The following is an 18,233-nucleotide window of genomic DNA, read 5'->3' on the forward strand; positions in this document are numbered from 1 at the left end:
GTTTAAGCTTAGCCAATAAATTTTAATTATGCCTGAAACGTGCATAGAAATTGCTTTAAACAGTCAGCATCAAAAATACTGAGGTCATGTGTGGATATTTTTCCAATCTCTTTAAAGTTGCAAAAGCAACCTTGTCTGATTGTTGGTGGTGGACATATTGCTTATCGCAAAGCAGTGTTGCTTGAAAAAGCAGGGGCGGTGATTACCGTTATTTCACCGAATATTTTGCCTGAGTTGTTTGATATTGTTGAGCAATCTCAAGGGGAGTATGTACAGAGCAATTTTGATAGTGAAATGAATATCCGTGCTTTTCGCTTAGTGATCGCTGCCACAGATGATGCTGTTGTAAATAAAGCTGTATTTGAAGTGTGTGAATCTGAAAACGTTTTAGTGAATAGTGTCGATGACCCACCTCATTGTCGCTTTATGGTTCCTGCTCTGATTGATCGCTCACCTTTAGTGGTATCTATTGCGACAAATGGACAATCTCCTGTTCTTTCACGTCAAATTCGTACGCAACTTGAAGCAGCTATTCCGCATGGCATGGGGAAGTTGGCTGAATTTTCAGGGAAATGGCGCAGCGCGGTTAAAGCGAAAATTATTAACCCAGATGAGCGCCGTATTTTTTGGGAGGACTTATATGCCAGTCCCCTGAAAGAACAAGTGTTTAATGACAATATTAGTGAAGCAGATCGATTGATTGAACAAGCTTTGCTTGAGTGGAAAAAGCCTCAAGGCGAAGTTTATCTTGTAGGTGCCGGACCTGGTGATCCTGAGTTATTAACCTTAAAAGCTTTGCGTCTGATGCAACAAGCAGATGTCGTGATTTACGATCGTTTGGTGTCGCAGCCAATTATGGATTTGTGTCGCCGTGATGCGGAAAAAGTCTATGTGGGTAAGGCGCGATCAAATCATGCTGTACCTCAAGAAGGTATTAATGCTTTATTGGTCAAGTATGCGAAAGAAGGTAAGCGAGTTTGTCGTCTGAAAGGTGGTGATCCATTTATCTTTGGTCGTGGTGGGGAAGAGATTCAAGAGCTTTATGAGGCGGGTGTTACATTTCAGGTCGTTCCGGGTATTACCGCTGCTTCTGGTTGTTCGGCTTATGCAGGTATACCCTTAACACACCGTGATTATGCTCAAAGTGTTCGTTTCCTGACAGGTCATTTGAAAGAGGGTTCTCCTGAGCTACCTTGGAGTGAATTGGTCTATCAAAATCAAACCTTAGTTTTATACATGGGCTTGGTGGGTTTAGAAAAAATCTGTGAAAAATTGATTGCGCATGGTCAACGTCCAGATATGCCAGTGGCTTTGATTTCGAAAGGAACAACGCCAGATCAAAAAGTGGTTGTAGGAACTTTGGCAGATATTGCATCTAAAGTGACACAATACGAAATTCAAGCTCCGACATTAACCATCATTGGTGATGTAGTAAGCTTGCGTGAACAATTGCAGTGGCAAGGTTGAGTATTATCCTGTCACTTTTAAAGAGTAGAGAAATCCTGTGATCCATGTTGTTTTATACGAGCCCGAAATTCCTGCAAATACAGGGAATATCATTCGTTTATGTGCGAATACTGGAGCACAGTTACATCTGGTTAAACCTTTAGGTTTTGAATTGGATGATAAGAAATTAAAGCGCGCAGGCTTGGATTATCATGAATATGCACGCATGCAAATTTGGGAGAACTTTGAAGATTGTTTGGTTGATTTAAAGTCTAAGGGCGTGGATATTGATGCCATTTACCCGCTTACGACCAAAGGGACTGAAACACCGCATACTTCGGATTTAAATCGTTCCGTTGCATTGTTAATGGGTCCAGAGACGCGTGGCTTACCTGAATATATTCGCATGTTGTTTCCACAAAAGCATTGGATTCGTTTGCCTATGGCAGAAAATTCACGTAGTTTAAATTTATCTAATGCAACAGCTGTTATTCTTTATGAAGCATGGCGTCAACAAGATTTCAAACCATTGATCTAAAGTTAGTTAAACTTTAAAAACCACTTTTGAGTGGTTTTTTTATTGCTTAGATAAACGTGCAAGGTTAGGATGAACCAATTCGCTTAAATTTTAAATTAAACATTAAAAATATAAGGAGTGTCATTCATTGCAAATCACTCATTTAATCCAAAATAAAAACTTTTTTGTGACATCGCTTATTGCAGTCGTATTGTCTCAAGTGGTTCATGCTGAACAATCTGCTTCAGAAGTCATTGTTGAAGAAGTTCAACCTACTTTATTGACCAAAGCTGAAATACAAGCAGAATTGACCAATATGAGAAATAAGATGAATAGTCGTATTGATCTTTGGGGATCAAATTTAGTCAGAAGTGATTTTGAACGTAAGCGTGGAAAACTCGTTTTAAAAACATCAAAGCAGCTTGAGGTGTGCAATATTTTCCAAGGTGTGATTGATGAAACATATATTTCAGCTCAAAATAATCTTAATCGACTCACACCAAGTGACCAGAAAAGTGTTCAAAATCGTGCTGCATTTATCAAAGCGATTGGCATTAAAAACAATATTATTCCAACCAAACTAGGCTTTGATTGCAGGGTGAAATAATCAAAATCAAAAAAAGGCGCATTAAGCGCCTTTCTTATTATAGTTTAACTGATCATTACTTATCGCTAAACTCATCATGTTGTGGAGCAGGTTGACGGAAACCTTTAGTCTTATAACCCAAGTATAAGATACCAATCATTGCCCACCATAAACCATATTTCAATGATTGTTCTTCAATTTCAAGCCATAAAGCAAAGACTGCAATAAAGCCCAGTAAAGGAACAACAACATAGTTTAGGATGTCTTTGGCATTCTTGGTGCGACCATCACGTAAGGCATAGCGTGAAATCACTGACAAATTTACGAAAGTAAATGCCGTTAATGCACCGAAACTGATCATATAGATCACAGTATCAAGATCCATAAACCCTGCAGTTAAGGCAACAACACCAACAATTAAAATATTGTAAGAAGGTGTATTGTTACGTGGACTAATATGACCAAAGATCTTCTTGTTGATCACGCCATCACGACCCATAACATACATTAAACGAGATACACCTGCATGTGCAGAAATACCTGATGCCATAACAGTGACGATTGCAAAGTAAAGAACCACAGTTTTAAATGCCACGCCACCAACAGCCATTAAAATATCAGGCTGGGTTGCAGCTACATCTTCGAAATAGGTTTTAGGATCATTCGGGAAGTAGATTTGCATGAAGTACGTGCTGATAATGAAGATCACACCTGCAATTAAAGCAGTCAAGAAAATTGCTTTAGGAAGTGTTTTTTCAGTATCTTTGGTTTCTTCTGCAAGTGAGCTAAGTGAGTCAAAACCAGTGAAAGAGAAACATAGTAGGGTTGCACCTGTAATCAGTGCACCAACTGTAGTCAATTCATTCCAGAATGGCTCTAAGCTCCATAACTGATATTTAGCATTGACTAAAGTACCATCAGCATTGATACCACCAGCAAGTAAGCTATAGACCATCCACGTGAAGTAGGCAATCACACCTAACTGTACGAATACGATTAAGCTGTTAAAGTTTGCAACAAACTTAGCACCACGAAGGTTAATTAAGGTCATGAACGTTGTAAGTACAACGACCCATACCCAGTGATTGACATCTGGAAATAATGCTTCGAGGTAAATCACAGCCAGAATGATATTGACCATTGGAGACAGTAAATAGTCTAACCAAGATGACCAGCCGACCATAAAGCCAACATTCGGGTGAATTGATTTTTGGGCATAAGTATACGCAGAACCTGATGAAGGGTATCGGCGAATCATGTGACCATAACTGAGTGATGTCAGTAAGATTGCAACGAGTGCAAAAATATAAGATGTAGGTACGTGAAAATGACTTTCTTCAGATACTAAGCCAAAAGTATCAAATAAGGTCATTGGCTGAATATAAGCTAAACCGATAATAATGATGTGCCAGAGACCTAGCGTTTTTTGCAGTTTAGCTGCCGGTTGAGTCCCAGTGGTATTTGTCAACGGCGTTATCCTCTTAATCGTTGATCAAGGATCAGTCAAATCTATCTAGGATCGTTTGAGACGAACGATCCCCCCTAATTGATGAAACAAAGCGCGCCAATTTAAAGCAATTTATGCGATTTGTCAGTAACTTCGAAACTATTTTTAGCAGAAAATATGCCACTTTGGCATAAAAGTGGATGACTTATTATTCTGCAACATAAAAGCCCGATGTTTAAAAAAACATCAGGCTGATTTGTTTCGTATATTGGCGTATTTTTTTTAAATTACCAAGCTTTTTCTAAGATTGATTTTAAGTCCGCAAGTGATGCTTCTTTCGGGTTGTAAATGATTGATCCGTCATTTAAAGCTTTTTCGGCAATTTCATCAAACTGTGCTTGAGACACTTTCGCTGTTTCTTGCAATGTGCGAGGCAGTTTGGTGAGAGAATGGATATGATCACGCATATCCTTAATCATTGAAATGGCTTTATCTGCACGTTGATGAGCAGGGGTCTGTGAGTAAATATCAGCACCTGCAAGCGGGAGTAATAACTCAGCAATTTTATGACCATTTACATCTTTATTGTACTCAAGGACATACGGCAGAAATAAATTCATGCATAAACCATGAGGCAAGTGTGAAACTGCACCCAATGCGTGACCTAATGAATGAACAATACCAACCATGGCATTTGAAAATGCAATACCAGCCATAGTTGATGCTTGGGCTAATTCTAAACGACCCTCTGCATCTTTAGGGTTTTCTAAAACTTTAAATAGGTTTTCACTGACTTTCTTAATCGCTGCAGTTGCATATGCATCACTAATCGGATTAGCTGCTAAACAAGTATAAGCTTCGATTGCATGCGTCATTGCATCCATAGCCGTCATAGCGGTTAAATGTGGTGGCAATGTTTGTGTCATACGCGGATCTAGAATCGCAGCACTTGGCATCAAATGTTTTGAAGCAAAAGCAATTTTTTGATGAGTTGAGTTGTCTGAAATCACAGCAACCATTGTTACTTCAGAGCCTGTTCCAGATGTTGTTGGAACAACGAAGAAAGGCTTTAATGGTTTTGGTAGGTTGTGTGCCCCAGAATATTTCAGTAGATCATCGCCACCTTCGGTTACTAAGATATTGGCAGCCTTTGCAGTATCAATCACTGAACCACCGCCAATCGCAATGATGGCATCACATGCATTGGTGCGATAAGCATCAGCTACGCTTTTAACCGTCTCTAAACTTGAATCTGGTGGTACATCATCAAAAATAAAACCAATTTTTACTTCAGTTGTATCAAAGGCTGCTTCTACAGGTTCAAGCAAGCCGTTTGCACGTACACCTTTATCGGTGATGATCATGGGTCGTGATGCGCCCATTGAGGCAAGTTCAAATGGCATATGTTCAAGTGCAGCATTACCAGCAATGACTTTTACAGGACAGAAAAATTCGTAATATGGTTTAGCCATGCTTTAAGCACTCCCTTTGATATATGATTGAGCAACTTTGAGGTAAATATTTGCTGCACCCGATAGTTTTTCTTTTAATGTGAGTTGTTGAGGATATTCTTTAACCGCAAGTTCAGCGACCAATTTAGGTAAAATCAGTGCTTCCATTTTATTGAGGCAACGGACTAAGCGAATAGCATGACCCAAATCACCATCCGCAATCATGCGGTCATTGGCAAAAGCCTGAGCTGTACTTTCTTGAAAAGAGAATACTAAAAAAGCATGATGAATATGTTTAAAGGTAATAATTAAATCAGCTTTATGGTCAAGATGATCGATTAATTCTAAATGATGGTTTTCGTTCACACGTGCAATAAATGCAGCATCATTGTTAAACACAGCCATGGACAGGGTAAAGCCTATGGGAAATTTAGATACATCCTGTCTAATTTCATCATCAACTTGGCTCGCCATCGCCAAACCTCTGCCAATCACGTCGAGCATGAGTTTGACATAGGCTTGTTCAAGAGCGGGCTTAACGGATTTAATGGAAATCACTCGCTTATCCCTTTTTACTTAGTTTTATATTTTAGAGTAAATACTCTAATTTAATTTGGGATAAAAAGTAAAGTGATTATTGTTGAATAGTACGTATATCTTTAAAGAAATTGCTTTCAGTTAACAGTTGGATCACATCTTGAGCAAGTTGTTCGAAATTTGGATAATCAGTCATCAAATCTGAGATTCGAACCATTTCTAAACCTGCATAACCACAAGGGTTGATGCTTTGAAAACCATCTAATTCACAATCAATATTAAGAGATAGACCGTGGTAACTGCGACCTTTACGAATTTTAAATCCTAAAGATCCTATTTTACGCTCATCTACATAGACACCTGGTGCATCTGGTTTGGCATAGGCTTCAATGCCATATTTTTTAAGTAGATCAATCATTATCGATTCTGCATAAGACACGAGAGTTCGTACATTCCAACCTAATCGATTTAAATCAAACATGAAGTAAACCACCATTTGACCTTCACCGTGCCATGTCACTTGACCTCCACGATCAGATTGCACCACAGGGATGTTAGATGGGATAAGAATATGTTCAGGTTTACCTGCTTGACCTTGGGTTAAAACTGAATAATGTTGCAGAATCCAAAGTTCATCAGGGGTATGCTCATCGCGCTGTTCCGTCAGTCTTTTCATTTCTAAAAAGCGATCTTCATAAGGTGTGTATTGAGTATACTGACGAATGATTAAATTGGGTTTGGTCACAGCATCCACAGCGTTTTGAGCCTGTATCACGAGGAAAGTAGGGTTTAATTATAATCAATCTGTGACGAGAGCGGGTAAGCGATTTAATTTTTAAAGTTAATTGTCCTCAGCATAATGGCTGTATTTAATTATTGATATTTATCTACTTTAATATTTAATAAAGTTTAATAATATTGTGGCGCATTGATCAATTAGTGAATGTGGAACATGAAAAATCTAGAAAAAAATCTTACTCGGTGTCGAATGGGCTTGCATTAATAGAATATGATATTGAAATATATAGTTTAATTAAGATGATTTCGCATAAGCTGTATTATGTTAATTTTAGAATTTCTAATGAGAAGATGAAAAAATACGTTAAGTTATCACCAGAATTTATGTGTTATCCCATTTGGATGGAAGAAGATAATCTTATTATTCCCATAAATCATCATGAATTAAAAATATCCACTGAGTTAAAACAAAAGATCGAAGATTGGGATAAGCAATATCAATCCATCTATGTAGATGATTACCCTCCTGATTCAAAATTTGAGACAGTAAGAGATGAACAAAAATTTATAGAAATAGGGTATGAAATACAAAAAGCACTACAGATTGAATTAGGTGATGATTACGAAGTTTTTTATCAACATTAAAACCATGTATTTAACCTAATGGGCGTTATGCGAAGTTCAACATTTTAAAGTAAAACTGAAATATAGAACTAGTTAGTTGATTAAAGCGATTCAACTAAATATATAGCAATAAAAAACACGCTCTTAAGCGTGTTTTTTAATTTGATTAAAGCGCTGTTTTAATTAATGGACAAGCTGCTAAATCTGCATAAACAGCGTGAACTTGCTCAAGCTCTTCAAAGCGAAGTTGTGCAGTAACAGAATGATATTTACCTGTACGAGACGGGGTAACTGTCATTGTTTGACCATCAAATTCAGGGAAATGTTTTACGAAAATCTCATTCACTGCTTGATGGAGTTCTACACCAGCAAGACCAATCAGTTTAATTGGATAATCCATCGGGAACACCCAAAGATGTTCTTGTAAATCGCGTGATGGTGTGCGATTAGTCATGTCAGTCATAGGACACCTCATCATTAAAAATACCTGCATATGCAGGTATTTTGTTTTTATTTGCTACATGCTTATATTATGGAGGAGATTCCTCGATATTCAAGCCTGTATTATCCTATCGATAGATCAGTCATTCTCAAGGAAAGAACGTAAGTGTTCTGAACGAGATGGATGACGTAATTTACGCAAGGCTTTTGCTTCAATCTGACGAATACGCTCACGTGTTACATCAAATTGTTTGCCGACTTCTTCCAAAGTATGATCGGTTGGCATATCAATACCAAAACGCATTTTCAAGACTTTCGCTTCACGTTCAGTTAAGTTTTCTAAAACTTCACGTGTTGCTTCTTTCAAACCTTCTGAAGTTGCAGCATCAATTGGAGAAGTGATGTTACCATCTTCGATGAAGTCACCAAGATGCGAATCTTCATCATCACCAATTGGCGTTTCCATTGAAATTGGTTCTTTAGCAATCTTCAAGACTTTACGTACTTTCACTTCGTCCATTTCTAGACGTTCACCTAATTCCTCAGGTGTAGGCTCACGCCCCATTTCTTGAAGAAGTTGACGTGAAACACGGTTGATCTTGTTAATTGTCTCAATCATATGCACTGGAATACGAATCGTACGGGCCTGATCCGCGATTGAACGCGTAATCGCCTGACGGATCCACCAAGTTGCATAAGTCGAGAATTTATAACCACGACGGTATTCGAATTTATCAACAGCTTTCATCAAGCCGATGTTACCTTCTTGAATCAAGTCGAGGAATTGCAGACCACGGTTGGTGTATTTTTTCGCAATCGAAATTACCAAACGTAAGTTTGCTTCAACCATTTCCTTCTTCGCGCGGCGAGCTTTTGCTTCACCAGTCACCATACGTTTCGAAATTTCTTTAATTTCTTTAACGCTTAGATCCAGTTCTTTTTCAATGTCAGCAATCTTTTGTTGGAAAGCCAATACATCAGGACGAACTTTTTCTAGATATGGTTTTAAATCTGCAGGCGCTTTAGAAATCTGTTCTTCTAACCAAGCAGGATTTGATTCTTGACCTGGGAAAGATGTACGGAATTGGTTACGATCCATACGACCACGACGAACTGCATAACGCATCACTTCACGTTCTGCTGTACGAATTTGTTCATGTGTGCCGCGAATCATTTCAGAAATGATATCGAATAGACGAGGTGTGAACTTGAACATCATGAATACAGTTGCAAGTGCTTCAACAGCTTGAATTGCTTCAGGGCTATTACGACCTGATTTGCTGATCGCAGCTTTAGCAACAGTCCACGCATTTTCCAATTCAGTAAAACGTGCTTTTGCAATTTCAGGATCTGGACCAGATTCACCTTCAGAATCATCATCACTTTCTGACTCTTCATCTTCATCTTCGTCATCCAGCTTAACTTCTTTCGTAGGTTTAGCTGTTGATTCTTCTTCGTCTACTTCTTCAGTTTCTTCTTCAAGAACTTCAGGAATTTCTTCATCAGATTCAGGGTCTAAATAGCCAGATAAGATATCTGCTAAGCGGCGTTCACCCGTTTCATAATCTTTATATTCTTGTAATACAACTTCGACTGCGTTTGGCCAGTATGCAATTGAATTAAGGACATCACGAATCCCTTCTTCGATTCGTTTTGCAATTACAATTTCACCTTCACGGGTCAAAAGTTCAACTGTACCCATTTCGCGCATATACATACGAACAGGGTCAGTGGTACGACCTGGTTCGTTTTCTACAGATGCAAGAACGGCAGCAGCTTCTTCTTCAGCAACTTCATCGGTTGTTTCGGTATTGTTACCGTCGAACATTGTATCGTCAGCTTCAGGTGCACGTTCATGTACCGGAATACCAACGTCTTGAAGCATCTGAATGATATCTTCAATCTGTTCACTTTCAGTGATTGAGTCTGGAAGATGATCGTTAACCTCAGCGTAGGTTAAGTAACCTTGTTCTTTGCCTCGGCTAATCAGAGCCGCTACTTGTGAAGTAGGGGAATGCTTATCGCTCATCTTTGCTCTCTTCTCGTTGAATCTGTGGCAGGGAAAAACCGTGCATGATAGCACAATTATCGTCGCATTAATATCTGAATCAAGGGGCTAAATTGGTTTAAAAGCAACCAAAAATTTAAGTCTTATTTCCAATAATGGAGGCAAATTTATCGTTTTCAAGTACACCGAGGGTATTTTCTTAAAAATGAAATATTTCCAAGCTTAAATGTGCATTCATTCAGTTTTGTTATGTGGATTATAATCGCATAAATCTGTAAGAGAAAAAAAGCAAAATTTTGTTGATTATTGCCAAAAAATAAAATAAAACTTGACAATATTTCAGAACAAAGATAAATAGCGCCTAGCCCCATCCATTTTTTTTCATGAGGTAGTTTTAGTGTCTTCTACAGATTTTGAATTAGATGATAGCTTTAGTGATGATGAAGTCAGTTTTGATGACACATCGAGTAAAATTAGCGCGAAAGAATCGTTAGAAAAAAGACGTTTGATCGATGACCTCTTGGCTCAGCGACGTTTGGATCGTGAGTTGAAAGAAGAATATGATTTTGACGACGACGATGATGATTTTGACGATGAATAATGATTTTATCGTTGGGCTTAGCTTTCGAAAATGATATCCTAAACCATTAATTGAGAAGTGTTGGAAACAAAATGAGTGCATTAGATTTAGACCAGTTAAGTGAATTCCTTGATGGCGATAATAACGAGCATGGTCTGGATTTCGCGGCGACACATGGTTTTTTATGTGCTACAGCTGTAGGCCCTCAATTTGATCGTTGGTTAGATGAACTTTTTGACAACAATCAAAAGAAAGTTCCTGCTGAAATCATTGCTCAAATCAAACTTTGGCTTGAAGATCTTCGTCAAAAACTTGCTAATGAAGAAGGGATTGAATTTCCTTTTGAAATTGAAGAAGCTGATGTTGAATCAAGTCTAGGTGACTGGAGTGTAGGTTTTGTTGATGCGATGTTCTTAAACGAAGATGCTTGGTTTACACCTGAGTTTGAAGAGCAGTTGGTTGATTTAACACTACCAATTATGGTGTTTAGTGGTGTGGATGAAGAAGATCCACAAATGGAATCATTCCGTCGCAATGGGCAATTGATGGATGAGCTTGCGGAAGAAATTCCTGAAAATCTAAACGAAATTTATTTGATGTACCACACGCCAAACTAAGTTTTTCAAGATTCATTGTTTTACGAAAATTAAGTTTTAAAAAGCACCTTTTAAGGTGCTTTTTTTATTATAGCGTTGATTAAGACTGTCGGTCCGCGATCTTTTTTAAATTTTCATGAATTTTAAAAATAACGATGAGTAGTTCTGAATAAACACGAACGAATATACCGCCAAACACTAAAATTAAAACTGCTGTAATGATTCGCTTTCCAAAACCTGCGTAAGAACCGTACCCGAAACCAAACAGTGTTGTGAGTGCCATAATAATAACACTAATAATTCCAATCCAATAAATTACAGTAACGATTTTTGGAGTAAGCATGTTGTCTAATGTTAGTAAGTTATTCATTTATAATTCCATTATTAATTTAAGTATAAAATGAATTTTTTATATAAAGTAAAAATTCATTTTTGTATCATAAATGAACAATAGTGATAAATCGATGAAAAATAATTCATAGATTATTTGTGTATAAGGACTTAATCATTGGTTTTAGGGATTAATGTTCATGTTTTTTTTTACGTTGCTGTCTTCTAAATAAAGCCCAAGCAATAATCACCACAACGATTGCAATAATCACATAACCGACTTGACTGAAAATTTTGTGCATCATTTCGGTATTATTACCAAAATAGTACCCGACAGAAGCTAAAAAGGTGGTCCAAATAATCGTTCCTAAGCCACTGTAAGCCATAAATTTCCAGAAGGGCATGTGACTCATACCAGCAGGAATGCTAATTAGTGAGCGAACTGCGGGAATCATTCTGCCAAAAAAAACAATTCTATGTCCGTGCTTCTCAAACCAGTCGAGTGACTTCTCAACATCTTTGGGTTTAATAAAAAGGAACTTTCCAAATCGATCGACAAATTTAAAAATTTGCTCACGTGGAATTTTTCGTCCGATCCAATACAATACTGCGGCGGCAAGTAAAGAACCTGTGCTGCCTGCAATAATGACACCTGTAAGTATTAGCTCACCTTTAGATGCGGTAAATCCAGCCGAAGGCATAATGATTTCAGATGGAATTGGTGGGAACACATTATCGAGGAACATTAGTAGGGCAATACCGAAATAGCCCAGTTGTTCCATAATGGAAATAATCCATGCAGTCATTTTGATTGGCAATGAAGTGAAGTTATAGAAAGTTTACTATAAAAAAACCGCTACAAGGGTAGCGGTTCAATATATGTCTTAATTTGCAATATTAAAGGCGTTTGCGTTTTGCGGCAGCAATTTGAGACTGGCGCATGCGGAAACCTGCTTTTTGCTTTTCAGTGGTTTTTTCGATGCAATGTACGCAAGAAACACCATGCTCATAGCTTGTTAATTCTACTTCGGTTGGAAGAAGTGGCCAACCGCATGCATGACACTTAATATTTTCGCCTTCTTCTACACCATGAGTAACAGCAGTACGTCCGTCAAATACGAAACATTCACCTTCCCACATGCTTTCTTCGGCGGGTGTTTCTTCAAGGTATTTCAAAATACCACCTTTGAGGTGGTAAACCTCAGTGAAGCCTTCTTGAAGCAATAGTGAGGTAGATTTTTCACAACGAATACCGCCTGTACAGAACATGGCAATTTTTTTATCTTTATGCTGTTCTAAGTTTTCTTTGACGTATTCAGGGAATTCACGGAAAGTTTCTGTTTTTGGGTCAATTGCACCTTTGAATGTGCCTGCTTTATATTCGTAATCATTACGTGTATCGACCAAAATCACATCATCACGTGCGATTAGATCATTCCATTCTTTAGGGTCGAGGTAGTGACCAACGAGATCACGCGGTTTTACTTCTACACCTAAAGTCACGATTTCTTTTTTATGTTTAATTTTCATTTTACGGAATGGCTTCTCATCACTTTGAGATTCCTTATATTCCATGTCTTGAAAACCTTCATTGAGAAGGAACTGATGAATTACATCAATAGCTTCACGATCACCGGCTACTGTTCCGTTAATACCTTCATCTGCAACAATTAGAGTACCGCACAAGTTAATGGTTTTTACCAAGTCTAAAAGACGTTGTTGAAGATCAAGAGAATTTTCAACTTCTTTAAATTGATAAAGTGCCGCAACAACCCAACTTGTGGTCGCTTGCTGTTCTACAGGTGCAAGCTGTTCTACAGTAGCGTTCATGGAGTACTCCAAATGTATTAATATAGGGGGGATAATTTCAGGCGCGTATTCTAACGCGAATTTGTTCAATGTGCGAGAAAACCATATAATAATTATGGTTTATTGAGGAAGTAAATTTTGAGTAGTGATCGTCGAATACCTTCTCTTACCCCATGTGCAGGACGTTGTTCAACGGTATTTGGTGATGCAGTCTGTCGTGGTTGCCGTAGATTTAATCATGAGGTGATTCGTTGGAATACATACACGGAAGAACAAAGACAAGCTATTTGGATTCGTCTAGATGCACAGCTTGATCAAATTTTAGTGCCGATGCTACCTCATGCAAATCTTGTAGTTGTTAATGGTTTTATCCATTCTAAACGCGTTCGTGTATTTGATAATGCAACCAAAGGTCGTCGTTTGTATCATGCATTAAAGATTTGTGAAAAAAATAAAAATTTAGCTGATGATAGTGGTTTAGGTATTCAGTCTAATCAAGTGAAGCCATTATGGACAGAATTTGAAAGACGTGTATTGGCACTTGCAAATGCGAGCTATGAATTGGCTTGGTTACGCGCTGATGGCATTAGTCAAAGTTTGCTTAAAACCTTACAGGATGATCAATTGGAACGCTGAGCAACTTTGCGACTGCGAATTGATTTAAAAATTGAACATAAAAAAGCTCGCATAATCGCGAGCTTTTTTATTGGAAAGCCTTAAGCAACTTGTACAGGAATACAATTGGCTGTGTGGTTTACCGTATTATTTGGATTTGCATAAACAAGACGTGGTTTATGAGCATCTGCTTCAGCAACAGTGAAATCACCAAAAGTTGCGATAATCACAAGATCACCAATATCAGCTTGATGTGCAGCGCCACCATTTACAGAAATGATGCCTGAATTTTCTTCACCACGAATAGCATACGTTGTAAAACGCTTACCATTGGTTACGTTCCAAATATGAATTTCTTCATATTCGCGAATACCTGCTAAATCCAATAACACACCATCAATCGCACATGAACCTTCATAATGAAGTTCTGCTTGAGTTACGACTGCACGGTGAATTTTTGCTTTTAATAAACGAGATAGCATGGAAAGCGTCTCCTGGTTTGCCCTGTGGTTGTTATCTTATGATTTAACAACAACTTCTATGTCGGGGGATGCAATTGAAAGCGCATTTTGCTCTCAAAATTTGATCGTGGCAAGAGAAATTGTTTAACAAAGATTAATTTTATAAATTAAGGTTTATAGGCGTTTATTTGATTCATTGCCTGTTGAACTTCACCATTAACCAATAATTTTATGCGGCTTAATGCGTGATGAAGAGCATCATCCATAAGCTTTTGCTCACTTGATGGTGCTTTACTCAAAACATGTCCTGATACACGTTCTTTTGAACCTGGATGACCAATACCTATGCGTAAGCGATGGAAATTAGGACCTGTGTGCGGGACGATATCACGTAAACCGTTATGTCCACCGTGACCACCACCTGTTTTAAGGCGAATCACACCTGGATCCATATCGAGTTCATCGTGAGCAATGAGCATTGCTTCTGGAGCAATTTGATAGAATTTTGCGAAGGGAACAACACTTTGACCTGAGAGGTTCATAAAGGTTGTGGGTAATAGGAGACGAACGTCTTGACCTTCAATTTTACCCCGACCGCTAATCCCTTTATATTTTGGATCAGCTTTTAATGCGATGCCATATTGCTCTGCAAGGCGTTCTACGAACCAAGACCCTGCATTATGGCGGGTTTGGGCATACTCAGAACCTGGGTTGCCCAAACCTACAATCAGTGAAATATTTGACACTAATTTACACCATCAACACTTATGCGCGTTTAAAGTCAGCGTGCATAGGAGTGTTTTTAGCTGGGTGGCGTTGAAGCGCTTGGATTTTAACGCTTTCAACTTTACCATCAACATTGATTTCAACAGTTTCTTCGAAGAAAGCTTTGCTTTCTAAAGCTTTAACTAATTCACGAAGTTCTAAAGTTACTGCAACAGGTTCGCCTGAACCGTAGATGATTGCAGGTACTTTGTTTTGTAAACGAAGGCGGCGGCTCGAACCTTTCCCTTGAACTGCTTCTTCACGAGCTACTGCATTTAATACGAAGTTTGCCATGATAGACATTCCTAATTTAAGTTTAATTGACTAGACCTTCGACCAGTCTAGTGATGAAAGCCCCACCAATATTGATGAGGCTTTTAAAAATTCAGCGCGCTATTATAGATAAGAATCAAACATCGCGCTAATAGATTCTTCGTTGTTAATACGACGAATTGTTTCAGCAACCATGCTAGCTACTGAAACTTGGCGAATCTTACCAAGTTCTAATGCTTCTTTAGAAAGCGGAATTGTGTCAGTAACAACCAATTCATCAATCACAGAATTACGTAAGTTTTCTAGTGCCTTACCAGAAAGTACTGGGTGAGTTGCATAAGCAACAACACGACGAGCACCAAATGATTTAAGTGCATCAGCAGCTTTACACAATGTACCCGCTGTATCCACCATGTCATCGACAATGACACAATCACGATCTTTAACATCACCAATCAAATGCATCACTTGTGATTCATTTGCTTTTTGACGACGTTTGTCGATGATTGCTAAATCGATATCACCCATTTGCTTCGCAACTGCACGTGCACGAACCACACCACCAACGTCAGGTGAAACCACCATTAAGTTGTGATGCTGCTGTTGACGTAAGTCAGCAAGAAGTGCAGGAGTACCGTAGATGTTATCTACAGGAATATCGAAGAAACCTTGAATCTGATCTGCATGCAAATCGATCATAACAACACGATCAATTCCTACAGTTGTAAGCATGTCTGCAACAACTTTAGCTGTGATAGGCACACGAGCAGAACGAGGACGACGGTCTTGACGAGCATAACCGAAGTAAGGGATAACAGCAGTGATACGACCTGCACTTGCGCGACGCAAAGCATCAGCCATAACGAGGATTTCCATAAGGTTATCATTCGTTGGGGCACAAGTAGGTTGTACGATGAATACGTCTTTACCACGAACATTTTCAGTAATTTCGACAGCGATTTCGCCATCAGAAAATTGACCAATAGATGCAGCACCTAAAGGAATATGTAAATGGCTTACGACTTTTTGGGCGAATTGTGGATGCGCTGTTCCACTAAAAACGACAAGATTGGGCATGAAGCACCCTTGGCGGTTGGAAAATTTAAAAGTAGATGGCAGGGGTAGCTGGATTCGAACCAACGGATGCCGAGATCAAAACCCGGTGCCTTACCACTTGGCGATACCCCTAATGCGGCAGAACTTTAATAGTTTTACGAGAATTTGTCAAGGTTGTTTGACATTTTCTAAGCGTAAGTTGTTCTGTCTTTTTGAACTTAAAATGGCAGGGGTAGCTGGATTCGAACCAACGGATGCCGAGATCAAAACCCGGTGCCTTACCACTTGGCGATACCCCTAATTTGATCATATGTTGTGTTGTAAATGGCAGGGGTAGCTGGATTCGAACCAACGGATGCCGAGATCAAAACCCGGTGCCTTACCACTTGGCGATACCCCTAATACACAACAATATGTATCTACAGATGAAAATGATGGCAGGGGTAGCTGGATTCGAACCAACGGATGCCGAGATCAAAACCCGGTGCCTTACCACTTGGCGATACCCCTATCATTAAACTTCGAAATGATTGAGCGGAGATTCTTTTAAGCTATTCACTACGTAAGATTTACATGGTGAATGAGCAAAAATTTCTTCTACATTCATATTCTCAGTTACTTCAGTAAAAACACAAGCACCTGTACCTGTAAGTTTTGCAACACCGAACTGATCTAAATATTGCATTGCTTCATCGACTTCAGGATATAAACTTCTTGCCAAAGGCTCAAAGGCATTTCCGAAATCAGAGGGCTTTATCTGATAGGCGCAAAATTTAGTGCTCTTCGTGTCTCTTGTCAACGCTTTTTGTGAAAAAAGCAGTTGAGTGCTGATAAAACAGTCAGGTTTTAGCACTATGTATTGTTTCTGATCTAAGTCTATGAATGTTAAGTGTTCACCAATGCCTTCTGCCCATGCATTTTTACCATGAATAAAAATAGGAACATCTGCACCCAATTTAACCCCTAGATCGGCAAGTTGATCGGTATTTAAACCGCATCGCCAGATTTTATTGGCAACGATCAAGGTGGTAGCAGCATTGGAAGAGCCACCACCGAGTCCTGCACCCATTGGAATATTTTTTTCAATACGAATATTTAAGCCAAGTTGATCAATATTTGCGTAGGGCTTGATCATTTGTAGCGCTTTGTAAATGAGGTTCTGTTCAAGATCAACACTGTTCAATCCTTCAATTTGAATTGAATTGTTATCTGTTCGCTCAAATTCCATCCAATCATATAAATCTATGAGCTGAAAAATACTTTGTAATTCGTGATAACCATTTTCACGACGACCTGTGATATGCAAAAAAAGATTAAGTTTTGCTGGAGATGGGACACGAATCATAAAGATAGAACTTTTAAAATTAACGATTTTGAATGACCATTGTAATACGGTTTTCTTTACCTGTTTCAAGCTGTTGTTGCAAAATAAGCTTGTTCGGTAGTTTTGCATTGTCATTGTAGCTTAAAGCCACAGTCCAACCATCTTCAATAATCTGCTGGATACGTTGTTGTTGATCTTTTTCGATTTGAGCATTCTTCGATGCTGGCTGAGCTTGTACCCAATCCACTAAGTTTGTGATCGGTGCTTGCCATCCAGTCGCTTGAGCTAATAGTTCTTCGGGTGTTGCAGCTTCAATTTTACCTGTTTTAGCGCTATTTAAAGTCACTTGACCAGGTTGTCCTGAAATTTGAGTTTTACCGACACCGAGAATACCACTGAGTTCGATATCAAATTGTTGTTGGTTTTGAATCCATGTAAAAAAAGCACTTCCAGATTGCTGAGGTGTTTTAACCCCAATTTTCCCCTGAAGTTGAAATTGATTTTCAGCCTGTGGAATGGTTGAAGTGCCTAAAGGTTTTTGAGTGCTTAAACTTTGGCAACCGGTCATTGCCAATACACTGAATGCACTACTTAGAATAAAAGTTATTTTTGCAATTGGATGCATGGAT

General features: G+C 38.7%; 22 protein-coding genes and 4 tRNA genes. 7 read left to right on the forward strand and 19 right to left on the reverse strand.

Annotated elements, in window-relative coordinates; genetic code table 11:
* The first annotated feature begins 90 nt into the window (after positions 1 to 90).
* The 3 genes from cysG to AC5YDM_RS09010 all read left to right on the forward strand — a co-directional run bounded on the left by cysG (position 91) and on the right by AC5YDM_RS09010 (position 2,570).
* Positions 91 to 1,467, forward strand: coding sequence for a siroheme synthase CysG (cysG, locus tag AC5YDM_RS09000; RefSeq protein WP_496151779.1), 1,377 nt, complete (start codon positions 91 to 93; stop codon positions 1,465 to 1,467).
* Between the two features lie 37 nt (positions 1,468 to 1,504).
* Positions 1,505 to 1,984 carry a tRNA (cytidine(34)-2'-O)-methyltransferase gene (locus AC5YDM_RS09005; protein WP_496151780.1) on the forward strand — a complete coding sequence of 160 codons (480 nt, stop codon included), beginning with the start codon at positions 1,505 to 1,507 and terminating at the stop codon, positions 1,982 to 1,984.
* Between the two features lie 127 nt (positions 1,985 to 2,111).
* On the forward strand, positions 2,112 to 2,570 hold the full coding sequence (locus AC5YDM_RS09010) for a hypothetical protein (RefSeq protein WP_496151781.1): 459 nt from the start codon (positions 2,112 to 2,114) through the stop codon (positions 2,568 to 2,570).
* A 55-nt stretch (positions 2,571 to 2,625) separates the two neighbouring features.
* On the opposite strand, the gene AC5YDM_RS09015 is transcribed toward AC5YDM_RS09010, so the two are convergent.
* The 4 genes from AC5YDM_RS09015 to lipB all read right to left on the reverse strand — a co-directional run bounded on the left by AC5YDM_RS09015 (position 2,626) and on the right by lipB (position 6,756).
* On the reverse strand, positions 2,626 to 4,017 hold the full coding sequence (locus AC5YDM_RS09015; RefSeq protein WP_496151782.1) for an APC family permease: 1,392 nt from the start codon (positions 4,015 to 4,017) through the stop codon (positions 2,626 to 2,628).
* 266 nt (positions 4,018 to 4,283) lie between these two features.
* A complete protein-coding gene (locus AC5YDM_RS09020) occupies positions 4,284 to 5,468 on the reverse strand; it encodes an iron-containing alcohol dehydrogenase (RefSeq protein ID WP_496151783.1) in 1,185 nt (394 codons plus the stop codon).
* A 3-nt stretch (positions 5,469 to 5,471) separates the two neighbouring features.
* Entirely contained in the window at positions 5,472 to 6,005 is a 534-nt protein-coding gene (locus tag AC5YDM_RS09025; protein ID WP_496151784.1) for a hypothetical protein, read from the reverse strand.
* Positions 6,006 to 6,081: 76 nt separating this feature from the next.
* Positions 6,082 to 6,756 carry a lipoyl(octanoyl) transferase LipB gene (gene lipB / locus AC5YDM_RS09030; RefSeq protein ID WP_496151850.1) on the reverse strand — a complete coding sequence of 225 codons (675 nt, stop codon included), beginning with the start codon at positions 6,754 to 6,756 and terminating at the stop codon, positions 6,082 to 6,084.
* Between the two features lie 167 nt (positions 6,757 to 6,923).
* On the opposite strand from lipB, the gene AC5YDM_RS09035 reads away from it, so the two are divergent.
* Positions 6,924 to 7,367 carry an immunity protein CdiI family protein gene (locus AC5YDM_RS09035; protein WP_496151785.1) on the forward strand — a complete coding sequence of 148 codons (444 nt, stop codon included), beginning with the start codon at positions 6,924 to 6,926 and terminating at the stop codon, positions 7,365 to 7,367.
* 145 nt (positions 7,368 to 7,512) lie between these two features.
* Here the strand turns inward: AC5YDM_RS09035 and AC5YDM_RS09040 are convergent, their stop codons facing one another.
* Together AC5YDM_RS09040 and rpoD are read right to left on the reverse strand one after the other, a co-directional pair.
* Positions 7,513 to 7,800: a YbeD family protein gene (locus tag AC5YDM_RS09040; protein WP_496151851.1), complete on the reverse strand. Its 288-nt coding sequence runs from the start codon at positions 7,798 to 7,800 to the stop codon at positions 7,513 to 7,515.
* A 126-nt stretch (positions 7,801 to 7,926) separates the two neighbouring features.
* Entirely contained in the window at positions 7,927 to 9,870 is a 1,944-nt protein-coding gene (rpoD, locus tag AC5YDM_RS09045; RefSeq protein WP_496151786.1) for an RNA polymerase sigma factor RpoD, read from the reverse strand.
* 322 nt (positions 9,871 to 10,192) lie between these two features.
* Between rpoD and AC5YDM_RS09050 the strand changes: the two genes are divergently transcribed.
* Entirely contained in the window at positions 10,193 to 10,396 is a 204-nt protein-coding gene (locus tag AC5YDM_RS09050) for a PA3496 family putative envelope integrity protein (protein ID WP_496125189.1), read from the forward strand.
* Between the two features lie 71 nt (positions 10,397 to 10,467).
* Positions 10,468 to 10,992 carry a YecA/YgfB family protein gene (locus AC5YDM_RS09055; protein ID WP_496151787.1) on the forward strand — a complete coding sequence of 175 codons (525 nt, stop codon included), beginning with the start codon at positions 10,468 to 10,470 and terminating at the stop codon, positions 10,990 to 10,992.
* A gap of 79 nt (positions 10,993 to 11,071) precedes the next feature.
* Here AC5YDM_RS09055 and AC5YDM_RS09060 read toward each other — a convergent pair whose 3' ends face one another.
* The 3 genes from AC5YDM_RS09060 to trhO all read right to left on the reverse strand — a co-directional run bounded on the left by AC5YDM_RS09060 (position 11,072) and on the right by trhO (position 13,131).
* On the reverse strand, positions 11,072 to 11,341 hold the full coding sequence (locus AC5YDM_RS09060) for a DUF4282 domain-containing protein (protein ID WP_496151788.1): 270 nt from the start codon (positions 11,339 to 11,341) through the stop codon (positions 11,072 to 11,074).
* 151 nt (positions 11,342 to 11,492) lie between these two features.
* On the reverse strand, positions 11,493 to 12,113 hold the full coding sequence (locus AC5YDM_RS09065; protein WP_496151852.1) for a DedA family protein: 621 nt from the start codon (positions 12,111 to 12,113) through the stop codon (positions 11,493 to 11,495).
* Positions 12,114 to 12,198: 85 nt separating this feature from the next.
* Positions 12,199 to 13,131, reverse strand: a complete 933-nt coding sequence (gene trhO / locus AC5YDM_RS09070) for an oxygen-dependent tRNA uridine(34) hydroxylase TrhO (protein ID WP_496151789.1) — start codon at positions 13,129 to 13,131, stop codon at positions 12,199 to 12,201.
* A 117-nt stretch (positions 13,132 to 13,248) separates the two neighbouring features.
* On the opposite strand from trhO, the gene AC5YDM_RS09075 reads away from it, so the two are divergent.
* A complete protein-coding gene (locus tag AC5YDM_RS09075) occupies positions 13,249 to 13,746 on the forward strand; it encodes a DUF1289 domain-containing protein (RefSeq protein WP_496151790.1) in 498 nt (165 codons plus the stop codon).
* An 80-nt stretch (positions 13,747 to 13,826) separates the two neighbouring features.
* Here the strand turns inward: AC5YDM_RS09075 and panD are convergent, their stop codons facing one another.
* From panD to lolB, 10 genes are all read right to left on the reverse strand, one after another.
* Positions 13,827 to 14,207, reverse strand: a complete 381-nt coding sequence (panD, locus tag AC5YDM_RS09080) for an aspartate 1-decarboxylase (protein ID WP_496125183.1) — start codon at positions 14,205 to 14,207, stop codon at positions 13,827 to 13,829.
* Between the two features lie 146 nt (positions 14,208 to 14,353).
* Positions 14,354 to 14,932: an aminoacyl-tRNA hydrolase gene (gene pth / locus AC5YDM_RS09085; RefSeq protein WP_496151791.1), complete on the reverse strand. Its 579-nt coding sequence runs from the start codon at positions 14,930 to 14,932 to the stop codon at positions 14,354 to 14,356.
* Between the two features lie 19 nt (positions 14,933 to 14,951).
* Entirely contained in the window at positions 14,952 to 15,245 is a 294-nt protein-coding gene (gene rplY / locus AC5YDM_RS09090) for a 50S ribosomal protein L25 (RefSeq protein ID WP_496151792.1), read from the reverse strand.
* A gap of 102 nt (positions 15,246 to 15,347) precedes the next feature.
* A complete protein-coding gene (locus tag AC5YDM_RS09095; RefSeq protein WP_496151793.1) occupies positions 15,348 to 16,301 on the reverse strand; it encodes a ribose-phosphate pyrophosphokinase in 954 nt (317 codons plus the stop codon).
* A 36-nt stretch (positions 16,302 to 16,337) separates the two neighbouring features.
* Positions 16,338 to 16,412: transfer RNA gene (locus AC5YDM_RS09100), tRNA-Gln, on the reverse strand.
* 92 nt (positions 16,413 to 16,504) lie between these two features.
* Positions 16,505 to 16,579 (reverse strand) — tRNA-Gln (locus AC5YDM_RS09105).
* Positions 16,580 to 16,605: 26 nt separating this feature from the next.
* Positions 16,606 to 16,680, reverse strand: a tRNA-Gln gene (locus AC5YDM_RS09110).
* A 35-nt stretch (positions 16,681 to 16,715) separates the two neighbouring features.
* Positions 16,716 to 16,790 (reverse strand) — tRNA-Gln (locus AC5YDM_RS09115).
* 4 nt (positions 16,791 to 16,794) lie between these two features.
* On the reverse strand, positions 16,795 to 17,625 hold the full coding sequence (gene ispE, locus AC5YDM_RS09120) for a 4-(cytidine 5'-diphospho)-2-C-methyl-D-erythritol kinase (RefSeq protein ID WP_496151794.1): 831 nt from the start codon (positions 17,623 to 17,625) through the stop codon (positions 16,795 to 16,797).
* A gap of 19 nt (positions 17,626 to 17,644) precedes the next feature.
* Entirely contained in the window at positions 17,645 to 18,229 is a 585-nt protein-coding gene (gene lolB / locus AC5YDM_RS09125; RefSeq protein ID WP_496151795.1) for a lipoprotein insertase outer membrane protein LolB, read from the reverse strand.
* Positions 18,230 to 18,233: the final 4 nt, after the last annotated feature.

This window comes from Acinetobacter sp. CY81 (assembly GCF_059515925.1).